The organism is Variovorax sp. P5_A3 (genome assembly GCF_056400665.1).
In genome coordinates this window covers 67,135-82,245 of sequence record NZ_JBFUKW010000013.1, presented here as the reverse complement: position 1 = coordinate 82,245, position 15,111 = coordinate 67,135, and the positions used below count along the sequence as shown (strand labels likewise).

Sequence of the window (15,111 nt, the reverse complement as noted above, 5' to 3'; positions counted from 1 at the left end):
CGGGCCCGACCGCCCAGTATCGGGAATCGTTGATGGCGATTCAGAAACCAGACAGTCCGGAGAGCGCGTGATTCAAGCTTCAGTTGCTCAGGCCCCCGTGGTTCGGGTCGGCCACTTTCAGACTTCAGATCTCGATGAAGCGCGCAGCCGCGTCACGCAGGTGTTCTGCGATCACAAGCTGTCGGTCATTGGCAGCCGGCAGCGCGTCAGGGCCTCGATGCACTATCGAGGCATCGGGGCGCTGGGACTGGGACGCATGGGCTACGGCGCCACGGTGGCGATCGACCCGGGGCAACTGCAGAGCTTCTACCTGGTCCAGATCCTCCTCAAGGGGAGCGAGGGGGTGCGCACGGTCGGCGAGACCGTGCAGTCGACCAGCACCGTGGCATCGGTCGTCAGTCCCAGCGAACCTATGACGATGCTTCACCACGAAGGCTGCGAGAAGCTGTTCGTGCGCGTGGAGCGCGCCGCGCTCGAAAGGCAATGCGCCAGCCACCTCGGCCGGCCCTTGCGCAACCCGGTCGTCTTCGCACCGGGGATGCCGCTCGAACAACCTCGCGCCGCGGCATGGGTGCGTTGGGTCCGCTGGCTGTTCGAGGAACTCGGCGACGATCTTTCGAAGAGCTCGCCCTGGGTCGATTCCCCCTTGCTGGCCTCGCAGATCGAGCAGGCCGGCATCGCCGCGCTGCTGCAATGCCAGCCGCATTCGTATCGTGAGGTCCTCGGCGCGGCGGACCACGGCGTCTCGCCAGGTTTCGTTCGGCGCGCGGAAGCCTACGTCGACGAGCATGCGCACGAGCCGATCTCGGTCGCGGACCTCGCCGGCCATGTGGGCGTCAGCACGCGCGCGCTCTTCCTCGGGTTCCGGAAGTATCGGAACACCACGCCGATGCGCCACATCGCGGATGTGCGGATGGCGCGCGTGCGCGACGAACTGTCGCTGGGTCGACTGCCCGGCGAAACGGTGCGCGATGTTGCCTTGCGGTGGGGTTTCGCCCACCTCGGTCATTTCAGCGCGCGCTATCGCCAGAAGTACGGAGAGTTGCCCTCCCAAACGCTGAACCGCTGAGACCTCGCGGTGTCAGCGGTTCTTGCGGAGCGCACCGTCGGGCGGTGCGCGATCAGCAACGTGGATTACGCAGCCAGTGCGGCGACGTCCTGATTGGCCGCCTTGCCGGTCGCCACGGCGATATCGGCGCGGGCCAAATCCAGGGCCGCAGCCTTGGGAGCATCGCCCATCGCCACGCCTTCGGCACGCACGAAGCGCACGTCGGTCACGCCGAAGAAGCCGAACACAACCTTCAGGTAGCTCTCCTGGTGTTCCATCGCCTGACCGCCTTCGCTGGTCGAGTAGATGCCGCCACGTGTCGAGGCGACGATCAGGGTCTTGCCCGTGGCCAGGCCGACCGGGCCCTTGTCGGTGTACTTGAAGGTGCGGCCGGCTTGTGCCAGGCGGTCGATCCAGGCCTTGAGTTGGGTCGGCACCGTGAAGTTGTAGAGCGGGGCGCCCACGACGATCACGTCCGCGGCGAGGAACTGGTTCACCAGGCGCTCGGAGACTTCATTCTCGTGGCGCTGGGCTGCGGTCGGCTCGGCTTGCACGCCGACCTTGATGCCGAGCGCGTCGGCGCTGAAGTGGTTGGGGGTGTCCACGGCAAGGTCGAGGTAGTCGACGGTCGTGTGAGGATGGGTCTTGCGCCATTCGGCCACCACTTCGGCAGTGAGTTGGCGGGAAACGGAGTTGGTGCCCAGGACGCTGGAATCGACGTGCAGCAGTTTCATGATCAACTTTCTTGAAAAGTGCCGGCACTCAATCGGTCGGCGTGGGAAGAATTCTATTTTTGTGGCGATTAATTGATAAGTCGGCAAAAATGGCCTAATTCGTTCCATGAATAGGACAATGAAGCGATGCAAGACCTGAACGACATGGTGTTTTTTGCGGAAGTCGCAGAGCGCGGTGGTTTTGCCGCAGCGAGCCGCGCGCTAGGCATCCCGAAGTCGCGGCTCTCGCGGCGCGTGGCTGACCTGGAGGCCGAACTCGGGGTGCAACTGATGCAGCGCAGCACCCGGCGCCTGTCGCTCACGCCAGCCGGCGAGATCTACCTGCGGCATTCCGCCGCGATGCGCGACGCGGCCCAGGCCGCCTCGGAAGCGGTCGCGCAGGTGCAGACCGAGCCGAGCGGCACCGTGCGGCTGAGCTGTCCCGTGACCCTGGCGCAAAGCAGTGTCGGCCCGCTGATGCCGCAGTTCATGGCGCGCTATCCGGCAGTGCGCGTCGAGATGCGTGTGCTGAACCGGCCTGTCGATCCGGTCGAAGAGGGCGTGGATCTGGCGCTGCGCGTGCGGCCCGAGATCGAGGACAGCGCGACCCTGGTCGCGAAGACCTTCGGCATCAGCCGGGGCATCCTGGTCGGCAATCCTGAGCAACTCCGGCGCCAGGGGCCGGTGCTGACGCCGGCCGACCTGCACAAGATCGACACGGTCTCGATGTCCACCGGCGACGGTCGCACCAATTGGCGGCTCGAGGGCCCCGCGGGCAAGGTGGTCGTGCATACGCACACGCCGCGCTATGTCGCGGACGACCTGCTGACGCTCAAGTTCGCGGTCGTCCAGGGGATCGGTGCGTCGGTGCTGCCGGACTATATGTGCCGAGGTGAACTCAAGTCGGGCGCCTTGGTGGAGGTGCTCCCAGGCTGGGGACCGGCGCCGGGCATCACCCACGTCATGTTCCCGGCGCGCCGTGCGCTGGTTCCGGCGGTCCGGCGGCTGATCGATTTCCTGGTCGAGAACCTCGACAGCGACGAGCCGCACGACCTCGCAGGCTGATCCCTTATGCGAAAAATGCCATATTCAAACAAGTAGATATTCGTTTGTCATTGAAGCAATACTTCGCAGAATCGCCGGCTTCCCCCTAGACAAGCGACCCCGTGTGACCCAACCCACCATCGTGATCGTGCCCGGCTGGCGCGATTCCGGCCCCGGCCATTGGCAAAGCCTGTGGGCCGAGCGGATGCAGGGCGCGGTGCGCGTCGAGCAGGACGACTGGATCACCCCGAGCCGCGCGGCCTGGGTCGCTTCGCTCGAAAAGCTCATCCTCGACAGCCCGGATCCGGTCATCATCGCCGCGCACAGCCTGGGCTGCATCGCGACCACGCACCTGTCCGAAGCCGCTGCGGCGCGCATCAGCGGCGCCCTGCTGGTTGCGCCGGCCGATCCGGAGCGCCGCGCCGTGCTGTCGGATTTCGCGCCCGTACCCTACGCCAGATTGCCGTACCGCAGCATCGTGGTCGCGAGCAGCAATGACCCCTATTGCCCCGTGCGGCTCGCTGGCGCGTATGCCCGCGCCTGGGGCAGCGAATTCGTTCGGATGCAGAATGCCGGCCACATCAACATCGAATCCGGACACGGCGACTGGCCCCTGGGCCTGGCCCTGCTCCAATCCCTGACAGACGAGCCGACCACCCTCATGGGCGGCTCGCGCAATTTCGAACCTTTGGCAACTCTATGACTTCCAGAATCAAGACGGTCCTCGGCGCTTTGGTGCTCGCCGCCAGCGGCGCCGCTTCGGCCCAGACGACGCTTCTCAATGTTTCCTACGACGTGGCGCGCGAGTTCTACAAGGACTACAACGCCGCATTCGTCGCCAACTACAAGAAGACGACAGGCAAGGAGGTCAAGATCGACCAGTCGCACGCTGGCTCGAGCGCCCAGGCGCGCGCCGTGGCCGACGGCCTGGAGGCCGACGTGGTGACCATGAACACCACCACCGACATCGAATTCCTCGCCAACGCGGGCGTGGTCGCCAAGGACTGGGCCAAGCGCTTCCCCTACAACGCGGCGCCCACCACGTCGACGATGCTGTTCCTGACGCGCAACGGCAACCCGAAGGGCATCAAGGACTGGGACGACCTGATCAAGCCCGGCGTGCAGGTCGTGGTCGTCAACCCGAAGACCGGTGGCAACGGCCGCTACGCCTACCTCGCGGCCTGGGGCTACGTGAAGAAGAAGGGCGGCACCGACGCGCAGGCGGCCGAGTTCGTCGGCAAGCTGTTCAAGAACGTGCCCATCCTGGCGCGCGGCGGCCGCGACGCGACGACCGCGTTCCTGCAACGCAACATCGGCGACGTGCTGATCACCTTCGAATCCGAAGTGGTCTCGATCGATCGCGAGTTCGGTGCGGGCAAGGTCGATGCCGTGTATCCGTCCATCAGCATCCTGGCCGAGAACCCGGTCGCGGTGGTAGAACGCACCGTCGCGAAGAAGGGCACGGGTGAACTCGCCAAGGCCTATCTGGACTACCTCTACTCCGACGAGGCGCAGGAGATTGCCGCCAAGCACGCGCTGCGTCCGCGTTCTGAAGCCGTGCTCAAGAAGTTCGCCGCGACCTTCAAGCCGGTGCAGCTCTTCACGGTGCAGGAGCTGTTCGGCAGCCTCAGCGAAGCCCAGAAGGTGCACTTCAATGACGGCGGCCAGTTCGACAGGCTCTACACGCCCGGCGCGAAGTAAATGAGCGCAGCGCCGAACCGCTTCAAGCAAGCGAAGGCCCCCTCGGGGGGCAGCGACGACGCGTCAGCGCGGAGCGTGGGGGCCCGATGAGCGGTGCTGTTTCCTCGGCGCTGCCGTCCTCGGCGGCGCCGCTTGCGCGTGCGGGCAACACAGGGGTGTCCCGACGCGTGCTGCCGGGCTTTCACCTGACGCTCGGCTATGCGGTGCTGTACCTGAGCCTGATCGTCCTGATCCCGTTGTCGGCGCTGGTCTTCAAGACCTTCACGATGGACTGGGAGCACTTCTGGGTGGCAGTGACGGCGCCGCGCGTCATGGCGTCCTACCGACTGACCTTCGGGGCGTCACTGATCGCTGCCCTCGTCAACCTGGTGTTCGGCTTGCTCGTCGCATGGGTGCTCGTGCGCTACAAGTTCCCGGGCAAGCGGATCGTGGATGCGCTGGTTGACCTGCCATTCGCGTTGCCGACGGCCGTGGCCGGCATTTCGCTGACTGCGCTGCTGGCCGGCAATGGCTGGGTCGGGCAGTTCCTGGAACCGATGGGCATCAAGCTGGCCTTCACGCCGGCGGGTGTCGTGATCGCCCTGATCTTCATCGGCTTGCCCTTCGTCGTGCGCACGGTGCAGCCCGTTCTCGAAGACACCGAGAAAGAACTCGAAGAGGCCGCGACCAGTCTCGGCGCAACGCGCCTGCAGACCTTCACGAAGGTGATCCTCCCGTCGATCATGCCGGCACTGCTGACCGGCTTCGCGATGGCCTTCGCGCGCGCGATCGGTGAGTACGGCTCGGTCATCTTCATTGCCGGCAACATGCCGATGATCTCGGAGATCACGCCGCTGATCATCATCGGCAAGCTGGAGCAGTACGACTACGCGGGTGCAACCGCAGTGGCACTGGTAATGCTGGTGATCTCGTTCGTGCTGCTGCTGGTCATCAATGGCCTGCAGGGATGGCAGCGCCGTCGTTCGGGAGCTTCGACATGAGCGCGAACGCCAGGACCATTCGCCGCGCCAAGGCAGGGACGACCGAAGCGGCATGGGTGCGCTGGACGCTGATCGGCATCGCGATGGCGTTCATGTTCCTGTTCCTCGTGCTGCCGCTCGCCGCTGTCGCCGCCGAAGCCTTGCGCAAGGGGTTCGGTGCTTACGTCGATGCGTTGAAGGAGCCGGATGCCTGGAGCGCCATTCGCCTGACCTTGCTGACGGCGGCGATCGCCGTGCCGTTGAATCTCGTCTTCGGCATCGCGGCCGCGTGGGCCATCGCGAAGTTCGAATTCCGCGGCAAGGCCTTCCTCACGACCCTGGTGGACCTGCCCTTCGCCGTATCGCCGGTCGTGGCGGGCCTGATCTACGTGCTGGTGTTCGGTGCGCAGGGCTGGTTCGGCCCGTGGCTCGCGGCGCACGACATCAAGATCATCTTCGCCGTGCCCGGCATCGTGCTGGCGACGGTGTTCGTGACCTTCCCGTTCATCGCGCGCGAACTGATCCCGCTCATGCAGGCGCAGGGCACCGAGGAGGAGCAGGCCGCGATCGTGCTGGGCGCGACCGGTTGGCAGACCTTCTGGCGCGTGACGCTGCCCAACATCAAGTGGGGCCTCATCTACGGCGTGATCCTCTGCAACGCGCGGGCCATGGGCGAGTTCGGCGCGGTGTCGGTGGTGTCCGGCCACATCCGCGGCCAGACCAACACCATGCCGCTGCACGTGGAAGTGCTCTACAACGAATACCAGTCCGTCGCCGCGTTCGCGGTGGCTTCGCTGCTGGCGATCCTGGCGCTGGTCACGCTCGTCATCAAGTCCTTCGTCGAATGGCGCCACGAGCGCGAGATGAAGGCGCTCGCCGACCTGCCGCCCGAGCGCCCGCAGGCCGTTGCGACCTGAAAGAAAGAAATCATGAGTATCGAAATCCGCAACGTCAGCAAGCAGTTCGGCGACTTCCACGCGCTGCGCGATGTGAACCTCGACGTGTCGTCGGGCGAACTGGTCGCATTGCTCGGTCCCTCGGGCTGCGGCAAGACCACGTTGCTGCGCATCATCGCGGGCCTGGAGACGGCCGATGCGGGCAGCATCCTGTTCTCGGGCGAAGACACCACCGACGTCCATGTGCGCGAACGCCAGGTCGGCTTCGTGTTCCAGCACTACGCACTGTTCCGTCATATGACGGTGTTCGAGAACGTGGCCTTCGGCCTGCGCGTCAAGCCGCGCAGCACGCGCCCCAGTGAAGCGCAGATCAAGGCGAAGGTGCATGACCTTCTCAAGCTGGTGCAACTCGACTGGCTGGCCGACCGGTACCCGTCGCAGCTTTCCGGCGGCCAGCGGCAGCGCATTGCACTGGCCCGTGCGTTGGCGGTTGAACCCAAGGTGCTGCTGCTCGACGAGCCTTTCGGCGCGCTCGACGCCAAGGTGCGCAAGGAACTGCGCCGCTGGCTGCGCCGCCTGCACGACGAACTGCACGTGACCAGCATCTTCGTCACCCACGACCAGGAAGAAGCGCTCGAAGTGGCGGATCGCGTGGTGCTGATGAACAGCGGCCGCGTCGAACAGGTCGGCTCCCCGCAGGACGTGTGGGACCACCCCGCGAGCCCCTTCGTCTACGGTTTCCTCGGCGACGTGAACCTGTTCCACGGCCGCGCGCATGAAGGCGAGGTGCATGTCGAAGGCATCCGCATCGACACGCAGGAGCGCGCATTCCGCGACGGCAAGGCGCTGGCCTATGTCCGTCCGCACGATCTGACCGTCGAACGCTATACCGCAGGCGCGACCGGCATCGTCGCGACCTTGAGCCGCGCCATCGTCGTCGGCCCCATCGCGCGACTGGAACTCGAGCCTGTCGAATCGAATCCAGATAATCCGGGCTCCGGAACCATCATCGAAGCGCAACTCCCTGCGCAACAGTTCCGGGACCTGGGCCTGAAGGAAGGCGACACCGTCGTCGCCACACCGCGCAAGGCCCGGGTGTTCGTTGAGGAATGGGTTTCACCTTGATCGATTGGTATTTTGGTGCGCCGCGGCGCGCGTTCGCGCTGATCGTCGCCGCTTGCGTGGCGATGCTGGCATTCGGCATGTACCTGCAGCACGTGGTCGGCCTCGAGCCGTGCCCGATGTGCATCGTGCAGCGCTATGCGCTGGTGCTGGTCGCGATCTTCGCGGCCCTTGCTGCCGCCAGCAGCCGGAGGGGGCTGCAAGTGACCGGATCGCTGCTCGGGCTCATCATGGCCGTGGGCGGTGCCTACACCGCCGCGCGTCAGAGCTGGCTGCAATGGCATCCGCCGGAAGTGGTGTCCTGCGGCCGCGACATCTACGGGATGATCGAGACCTTCCCGCTGCAGCGGGCGCTGCCGATGATCTTCCGAGGCGCCGGCGACTGCTCGCAAATCGACTGGACCTTCCTCGGCCTGTCGATCGCGAACTGGTCCTTCATCGCCTTCACCGTCTTCGCGCTGCTGCTGCTGGTCCTGCTCTTCCGCAGCACCCCCCGCAACGCCCCCTGACGCCGGCGCCCCCATTCCAGAAACACCGCAGAACCGGCTCCGCCGGGCTGCAGGTGTTGCCCCCGGCAGGGGGTGGAGAGCGACACGAAGTGCGCGAGCCTGGGGGCGAGCTACAAGGGCAGGGTGTCAAAGGCTGCATAGGCGGTTGCCAGCCAGGTCTTCACGCGCTGGCGTTCGAGCAACCCCAGCGCGTGCGGCCCTTCGCGGTCGTTGACCGCCTTCCAGAAGCTCGTATTGCGCGCATCGATCTTGCGCATGCTGGCGTCGTGCAGGCGGGGCAGGGCGATCACGCGCGCGCCGTTCGCTGCCGCCTTGCTGAGCGACTGCGACCCGAGCAGCAGGCCGAAATCGTTGCCGCGGCCATAGTTCTGCACCACGATGTAGTTGGGCTTTTCGCCGAAGGTGTCGATGAGCACGCCGAGCAGATCGCTCGAATCCTTGCCGTCGTCGAGCACGTGCCAGAAGTTGACTGCCACGCCGAGCTCGGCGAACACGTCGAACAGGTCGGACTCCTTGATCCATCTCGAAAGCGGCGCAAGCGTCTGGGCCGCGAGGTCGACGATCACGCTTTGCTGCGGATTGGTCTCGAAGCCGTTCACGACCGTGTCGAGACCTTCGAAGCTGTCCACCACCACCGGCGAGGCGAAGCCTTCGTAGAAGCGGGTGAAGGAGCTGTGCGAGCGATCGGTGTCGAAGCCGACGAAAGGTCGGCTGTGATCGATGAAATACTGCGCCAGGACCCGTGCGGTGACCGACTTGCCGACACCGCCCTTTTCGCCGCCGATGAAGTTGATGGAGCTCATGAGGTTCCTGGATGAAATGGGTTTGGACTTTTGCGAATCATTCTAGGGGCGGTGCCCCCGTGGAGCGCTTCGTTGCAATGTTTGCTCATTAAAATACTCAAAACTCAAAATTGCATATCTTGATGAGCAAAAAAGATTGACTTGATCATCTGTTTTGCGCAATATCATTCTCATCCTCGTACTTTGCACAATTTGATGAGCATGACCAATCTCGCCGCAATCGGCCACTTCCTGCGTCAGGCGCGCAAGGATCGCGCCATGACGGCCTCCGAACTCGCGTTGCAGGCCGGCATCTCCCGCAATACGCTCGGCGCGCTCGAGGCCGGGCGCGGCAACGTCGAGCTCAACACCTTGCTCGCGCTGCTCAGGACCCTCGGGCTGGAGATGCAGTTCGTGCCGCAGGTCGTCGCCGACCTGACCCGCGGCGACCTGGACACCAAGCCCACGGGCCTGCAGGACGAGGTGAGCAGCCTCATGCCGAGGTCTCGCAGAGGCTCGTCGGCCAGGCAGGTCCCGTGAGCGTCGTACGGTCGTTGAGAATCCGGCGCGGCAGGACCGATGTCGGGTCCCTGTTCGGCCTCGACGACGGGCGCGTCTACTTCCGCTTCGACGACGCCTATGCGAAGAATCCGGCACGGCCGGTGCTGTCGCAGCTCTATGTCGTCGCCCCGCCCATCTCGGGCGGCGGCGAACGCGCGGCGCAGGCGATCGCGGAAGCCGAGGCCGCCACCGTGGCGCAGTTGCTGGACCCGGCCCTGGACGTGAACCGGGGCGATGGCAAGTTCGGCTTGCCGCCCTTTTTCCAGAACCTGCTTCCCGAAGGACCACTGCGCAAGCAGCTCGTCGGCGACCTCGGCCTGGAAGTGAACGACGAACTCGGCCTGCTGGCCGCCTGCGGCGCCGATCTCCCCGGCGACGTCTGGGCGGACGCGGAAATGCTCGACGAAGTCGCCCTGGGCCGGCTGATCGGCCAGAGCCGCGACAGCTACGAGATGAGTTCGGGGCAGGTGCCCACGCCGCAGCAGACTTCGATCTCCGGCGTCCAGCCCAAGGTGGCACTGGTCGACGGCGGCCCTGGACGCTACGTGATGCGTTCGAAGCAATCGGACCAGAAGCACTTCATCGGCAAGCTGCCGACCTCCGAATACGACCGGCTCCCCGAGGTCGAGTACAGCTCGTTGAAGCTGGCGGCCGCGGCCGGCGTGAACACCTGCGAGTTCTCGCTGCAACCGCTGTCCGCCATTGCGGACCAGTTGCCCTACGCCTTGCAAAAGGACGAGCGCAACTTCCTCCTCGTGTCCCGCTTCGACCGCGACGTCGACACCGAGACCCGGCGCCTGCATATGGAAGACTTCGCGCAGGTCACCGGCACGCCGTCCGAATACAAGTATTCGGGTACCTACGCCGCGATCGGCCTGCTGCTCAAGCGGCGCTCGGCCAAGGGCGAGGCCGACGTGGCCGAGCTGTTGCGTCGCATCAAGGTGTCAGAGTTGCTGGGCAACTACGACGCGCACCTGAAGAATTTCAGCCTCGTCTATCCGCCGGGGCAGGCGAGGCCCGAACTGTCGAAGGCCTACGACATCGTCGCGTATGGCGTGTACTTCAAGGGATCGGGGCACGGCCTGCAGTTCTTTCCGGGCCAGAAGGACCGGAGCCTGCTGACGCCCGGCACGTTGCGCCAGCTCGCCAATGCCTGGGACATCCCGGAGAAGCAGCTCTCCGAAGTCGTCTCGGATTGCGTCGACCGGGCGATGCGGACCTGGCCCGGCCTGTTGCAGACGCTGCCGCTCACACGCACCCACCGGGAGCGCCTGGCCGAGCACATCGAAACCAGTACGAGCGTCGCGTCATGGCGAAAGCGTCATCCCGACGCGGAGTGGTTCTAGGGCTTCAGTTCGTCAGTCATCGGGCGTCAGCCACCGGCATCAGTTCTTTGGAACCATCGAGAAAAAGGGCCCGAGACTACCCAGGAACCAGTTCTGGCTGAAGTCCAGCGCGGCGCGGCGGTACTTCTCGTCGGCCTGCGCGGCCAGCAGGTCGAGCCGCGCGACCACCTTGGAGAGTTCGCGATCGACCAGCAGGTTGCGCCCGCGCTCGCTGATCTCGGTCGCGAGCAGCAGAGGCTGGCCGTCGGGGCCGGTCTTCGAGCCGATGAGCCACAGCGAAATCTCGACATTGCGCGCGGCGCGGAAGCTGTTCTCGGCATTGACGCCGTCGAGCATCGTCTGCTCCCAAGTGTTGCCGTTCGCCTGCTTGAGCAGCGACGCCCACCCGACCACCAGCGCCGCGACGCGATCGCCCTCGTAGGGGTGAGGGCCGGTGTCGAAGGCGAGGCGAATGGCGTCGATGCCGGTAGCACCGCGCAGTTGGGGCAGGGCGGTGTCGTGCGTGATCGAATCCCAGGTGCGCTGGATCGCATCGTCGGCGCCGGTGGCCCACTTGCGCCATTCCCGGGGATTGCGCCGATACAGCGACACCTGCACCCGCCGAACGGACTGGAGGTTGTCGCGCAGCGCCAGGTTGGCGATGCGGTTGGTTCCGGTCTGGAGCCATTCCTGGTTGGCATACGGCGCGGCGCGCTCGGTGGTGGTGGTCGTGCAGGCGGCCAGACCCACGATCGAGACGATCGCGGCAAGCAGCCAGGCCCGGCGTTGTACAGGGGGGAAAACGGGGGGCTCGTGCATGGCTCGCACGTTATCATCCTCGCCTCAGGTGGCGGCCGATCTTCCGGGTCCAGGCCAGCGAAATCCCCTTACAAATCAACACCTTGCCTTAAGGCCGACCCGCCGTGCGTCTCAATTCCATCAAGCTTTCCGGCTTCAAGTCGTTCGCCGAACCCACCAATTTCCTGCTGCCGGGCCAACTCGTGGGCGTGGTCGGTCCCAACGGTTGCGGCAAATCGAACATCATGGACGCCGTGCGCTGGGTGCTCGGCGAATCGCGCGCCTCCGAACTGCGCGGCGAGTCGATGCAGGACGTCATCTTCAACGGCACGACCACGCGCAAGCAGGCGAGCCGTTCGAGCGTCGAACTGGTGTTCGACAACGCCGACCACCGCGCCGGCGGCCAGTGGTCGCAGTTCGCTGAAATCGCGGTCAAGCGCGTGCTGACCCGCGACGGCAATTCCAGCTACTACATCAACAACCAGCCGGTGCGCCGCCGCGACGTGCAGGACGTGTTCCTCGGCACCGGACTCGGGCCGCGCGCCTACGCCATCATCGGCCAGGGCACGATCAGCCGGATCATCGAATCGAAGCCCGAGGAACTGCGACTCTTCCTCGAAGAGGCGGCCGGCGTCTCCAAATACAAGGAACGCCGCCGTGAGACCGAGAACCGCCTCGGCGACACCCGCGAGAACCTCACGCGCGTCGAAGACATCCTTCGCGAGCTCAACAGCAACCTCGAAAGACTGGAGAAGCAGGCCGAGGTCGCCGCGCGCTACAACGCGCTGACCGCCGACGCCACGCGCAAGCAGCACCAGTTGTGGTTCCTCAAGCGCACCGAAAGCGAATCCGACCAGGCCCGCGTCAAGGCCGACGCCGAGAAAGCCATCAACGACCTCGAATCGCGCACGGCCGACCTGCGCCACATCGAGGCCGAACTCGAAACCGTGCGGCAGGCGCACTACGCCGCCGGCGACCAGGTCAACCAGGCACAAGGCAAGCTGTACGAGGCCAGCGCCGAAGTCGGCCGGCTCGAAGGCGAGATCCGCTTCGTCGTCGAAGGCCGCCAACGTGTCGAGCAACGCCTCGTGCAATTGCGCGAACAGATCGCACAGTGGAGCACCCGCCGCGAAGATGCCGAAGCCGAGATCGAGACCCTGGCCGGCCAGGGCGTGAACGCCGAGGAGCAGGCCGAACTGCTGGCCGCCCAGCTCGAAGAGCATGACGCGCGCATGCCCGAACTGGAGGACGCGCAACGGCGCGCGCAGGACGAAGCCAACGCCCAGCGCGCGACCGTCTCGCAAGTACAGCAGCAGATCCAGGTGCTTGCGGCCGACCAGCGGAACATCGAAGAGCAAAGCCGCCAGCTCAACCAGCGTGCCGAGCGCTTGCGCACGGACCAGAACGCGCTGGCAGCGCCCGACGAAGCACGACTGCGCGATCTCCAGGAACAACTCGCCGCCGCGCAGGAAGCGTCCGCCGAAGCCGATGCGCGCTTGCAGGACCTGCAGGAGGCCGTGCCGCAACTCGACGACGACCGCCGCACGCGCCAGCAGGCCGTCAACACCGAAGGCGCCCGCCATGCCGAACTGTCGGCGCGGCTCGAAGCGCTCAAGGCGCTGCAGGAGAAGGTCAAGACCGACGGCAAGCTCGCGCCCTGGCTCGCCAAGCATGGCCTCGACAGCCTGCAGGGCCTGTGGAGCCGTATCCATATCGAGCAGGGCTGGGAAAACGCCCTCGAATCCGCCCTGCGCGAGCGCCTCGGCGCGCTCGAAGTCAGCCGGCTCGACATGGTGCGCGCCTTTGGCGGCGACGCACCGCCAGCCAAGCTGGCCTTCTACACGCCGCCCGTGGCGGGCGTGCCGCAAGGTGCATCGGCGTTCCCACGCTTGTCCGACCTGCTGCGGCTGAGCGACGCCGGCCAGCAGGCCCTGCTGACTGAGTGGCTGCATGGCTGCTTCACCGCGGAAACGCTCGAAGACGCCCTGGCCCAGCGCGACAAGCTGCAAGCGGGCGAGGCGATCTACGTCAAGAGCGGCCACGCGGTCACGGCGCACAGCGTGAGCTTCTATGCCCAGGACTCGGAGCAGGCCGGCTTGCTGGCGCGCCAACAGGAAATGGAGAACCTGGAGCGCCAGTTGCGCGCCCAGACGCTGATCGCCGACGAATCGCGCACAGCGCTCGCCCGTGCGGAGGCCGCTTACGGTGACGCCGCCCAACGACTGGTCGCGGCGCGCCGCGAAGCTGCCGACACGCAATCGCGTGCCCACGAGCTGCAAGTCGAAACCCTGCGCCTCTCGCAACTGGCCGAGCAGACGCGTGCCCGCAGCGAGCAGCTGTCCAACGACCTGGGCGAGGTGAACGCCCAGCTCGAAGAGTTGCAGGAACGGCGCGTCGCTGCCGAATCGCGCTTCGAAGAGCTGGACATGCAGCTCGCTGACAGCCAGGAGCGCCACGCCCAATTGGATGAGCGCGTGATCGAGGCCGGCCGCGCACTGGCCGCCAGCCGCGAGCAGCACCGCAGCCTGGAACGCCAGGCGCAGGAAGCGACCTTCGCCCAGCGCACGCTCGAAGCGCGCCGCGGCGAACTCAGCCGAGCCATCGAAACGGCCACGCAGCAGACCGTGTCGTTGAACGAGGAAGACGAACGCGCCCGCGCCGAACTGGGTCGCCTGTCCGACGCGGCGGCGCAGGCCGGCCTGCAGGATGCGCTGTCGCTCAAGCTCGAACGCGAATCCGCGCTCGGCGCCTCGCGCAGCCAGTACGACGACCTCACGCTCAAGCTGCGCGCCAGCGACGAACGCCGTCTGCAGCTCGAACGCGAACTCGATCCGCTGCGACAGCGCATCACCGACTTCCAGCTCAAGGAGCAGGCCGCACGCCTGGGCTTCGAGCAATACCAGCAACTGCTGACCGATGCCCAGGCCGATCTCGAAGCGATCGCGCTGTCGATCGAGACCGACAAGGTGCGTCTCACTGGCCTGCAAGGCGAAATCGATCGCCTGAACCGCGAAGTGGCATCGCTCGGCGCCGTCAATCTCGCCGCGCTGGATGAACTGAACGTGGCGCGCGAGCGCAAGACCTTCCTCGATGCGCAGTCCGCCGACCTGAACGAAGCGATAGGCACGCTGGAAGACGCGATCCGCAAGATCGATGCGGAGACGCGCGACCTGCTCGGCGGCACCTTCAAGGTCGTCAACGAGCACTTCAGCCGCATGTTCCCGGAGCTTTTCGGTGGCGGCAATGCCCGCCTCATGATGACCGGCGACGAGATCCTCGACTCCGGCGTGCAGGTGATGGCGCAGCCCCCTGGCAAGAAGAACCAGACCATCCACCTGCTGTCGGGCGGCGAGAAGGCGCTGACGGCCATCGCGCTCGTGTTCGCGATCTTCCAGCTCAACCCCGCGCCGTTCTGCCTGCTGGACGAAGTGGATGCGCCGCTCGATGACGCCAACACCGAGCGCTATGCCAAACTCGTGACCGCCATGAGCCGCGAAACCCAGTTCCTCTTCATCAGCCACAACAAGATCGCGATGGAGATGGCCGAACAGCTCATCGGCGTGACCATGCAGGAGCAGGGCGTGTCGCGCATCGTGGCCGTGGACATGGAAGAGGCCAAGTCGATGGTCGAAGCGGCCTGAGCAAGCGCGGTT

Annotated in this window: 14 protein-coding genes; 11 read left to right on the top strand and 3 right to left on the bottom strand. The window is 65.8% G+C overall.

Translation table 11 applies throughout. The annotated features are described in order from the left end of the window. Positions 1-67 precede the first annotated feature (67 nt). Entirely contained in the window at positions 68-1,069 is a 1,002-nt protein-coding gene (locus tag AC1D3B_RS20725; protein WP_478192555.1) for an AraC family transcriptional regulator, read from the top strand. 65 nt (positions 1,070-1,134) lie between these two features. On the opposite strand, the gene AC1D3B_RS20720 is transcribed toward AC1D3B_RS20725, so the two are convergent. After that, positions 1,135-1,782 (bottom strand): FMN-dependent NADH-azoreductase, encoded by a 648-nt coding sequence (locus tag AC1D3B_RS20720; RefSeq protein ID WP_478192554.1) that lies wholly within the window; start codon positions 1,780-1,782, stop codon positions 1,135-1,137. A gap of 126 nt (positions 1,783-1,908) precedes the next feature. Between AC1D3B_RS20720 and AC1D3B_RS20715 the strand changes: the two genes are divergently transcribed. The 7 genes from AC1D3B_RS20715 to AC1D3B_RS20685 all read left to right on the top strand — a co-directional run bounded on the left by AC1D3B_RS20715 (position 1,909) and on the right by AC1D3B_RS20685 (position 7,992). Beyond that, positions 1,909-2,826, top strand: coding sequence for a LysR family transcriptional regulator (locus tag AC1D3B_RS20715; RefSeq protein ID WP_478192553.1), 918 nt, complete (start codon positions 1,909-1,911; stop codon positions 2,824-2,826). Positions 2,827-2,929: 103 nt separating this feature from the next. Further along, positions 2,930-3,508: an RBBP9/YdeN family alpha/beta hydrolase gene (locus AC1D3B_RS20710; protein ID WP_478192552.1), complete on the top strand. Its 579-nt coding sequence runs from the start codon at positions 2,930-2,932 to the stop codon at positions 3,506-3,508. Next, a complete protein-coding gene (locus AC1D3B_RS20705) occupies positions 3,505-4,506 on the top strand; it encodes a sulfate ABC transporter substrate-binding protein (protein WP_478192551.1) in 1,002 nt (333 codons plus the stop codon). Before AC1D3B_RS20710 ends, AC1D3B_RS20705 begins: the two co-directional genes overlap by 4 nt. 86 nt (positions 4,507-4,592) lie before the next feature. After that, complete coding sequence (gene cysT / locus AC1D3B_RS20700) at positions 4,593-5,486, top strand: sulfate ABC transporter permease subunit CysT (RefSeq protein ID WP_478192550.1); 894 nt, start codon at positions 4,593-4,595, stop codon at positions 5,484-5,486. After that, on the top strand, positions 5,483-6,382 hold the full coding sequence (cysW, locus tag AC1D3B_RS20695) for a sulfate ABC transporter permease subunit CysW (protein ID WP_478192549.1): 900 nt from the start codon (positions 5,483-5,485) through the stop codon (positions 6,380-6,382). Before cysT ends, cysW begins: the two co-directional genes overlap by 4 nt. Before the next feature lie 12 nt (positions 6,383-6,394). Continuing rightward, positions 6,395-7,486 carry a sulfate/molybdate ABC transporter ATP-binding protein gene (locus AC1D3B_RS20690; RefSeq protein ID WP_478192548.1) on the top strand — a complete coding sequence of 364 codons (1,092 nt, stop codon included), beginning with the start codon at positions 6,395-6,397 and terminating at the stop codon, positions 7,484-7,486. Then, complete coding sequence (locus AC1D3B_RS20685; RefSeq protein WP_478192547.1) at positions 7,471-7,992, top strand: disulfide bond formation protein B; 522 nt, start codon at positions 7,471-7,473, stop codon at positions 7,990-7,992. The genes AC1D3B_RS20690 and AC1D3B_RS20685 overlap by 16 nt, the downstream gene beginning before the upstream one ends. Before the next feature lie 110 nt (positions 7,993-8,102). Here the strand turns inward: AC1D3B_RS20685 and AC1D3B_RS20680 are convergent, their stop codons facing one another. After that, the gene (locus tag AC1D3B_RS20680; RefSeq protein ID WP_478192546.1) at positions 8,103-8,795 is read right to left on the bottom strand and encodes a P-loop NTPase family protein; all 693 of its coding nucleotides are present in this window, start codon (positions 8,793-8,795) and stop codon (positions 8,103-8,105) included. 201 nt (positions 8,796-8,996) lie between these two features. Between AC1D3B_RS20680 and AC1D3B_RS20675 the strand changes: the two genes are divergently transcribed. Both AC1D3B_RS20675 and AC1D3B_RS20670 read left to right on the top strand, forming a co-directional pair. After that, positions 8,997-9,314 carry a helix-turn-helix transcriptional regulator gene (locus AC1D3B_RS20675; RefSeq protein WP_478192545.1) on the top strand — a complete coding sequence of 106 codons (318 nt, stop codon included), beginning with the start codon at positions 8,997-8,999 and terminating at the stop codon, positions 9,312-9,314. Beyond that, positions 9,311-10,681 (top strand): type II toxin-antitoxin system HipA family toxin, encoded by a 1,371-nt coding sequence (locus tag AC1D3B_RS20670; protein WP_478192544.1) that lies wholly within the window; start codon positions 9,311-9,313, stop codon positions 10,679-10,681. The genes AC1D3B_RS20675 and AC1D3B_RS20670 overlap by 4 nt, the downstream gene beginning before the upstream one ends. Before the next feature lie 39 nt (positions 10,682-10,720). On the opposite strand, the gene AC1D3B_RS20665 is transcribed toward AC1D3B_RS20670, so the two are convergent. Continuing rightward, positions 10,721-11,479: a hypothetical protein gene (locus tag AC1D3B_RS20665; protein ID WP_478192543.1), complete on the bottom strand. Its 759-nt coding sequence runs from the start codon at positions 11,477-11,479 to the stop codon at positions 10,721-10,723. Positions 11,480-11,583: 104 nt separating this feature from the next. Between AC1D3B_RS20665 and smc the strand changes: the two genes are divergently transcribed. Next, on the top strand, positions 11,584-15,099 hold the full coding sequence (gene smc, locus AC1D3B_RS20660) for a chromosome segregation protein SMC (RefSeq protein ID WP_478192542.1): 3,516 nt from the start codon (positions 11,584-11,586) through the stop codon (positions 15,097-15,099). Positions 15,100-15,111 lie beyond the last annotated feature (12 nt).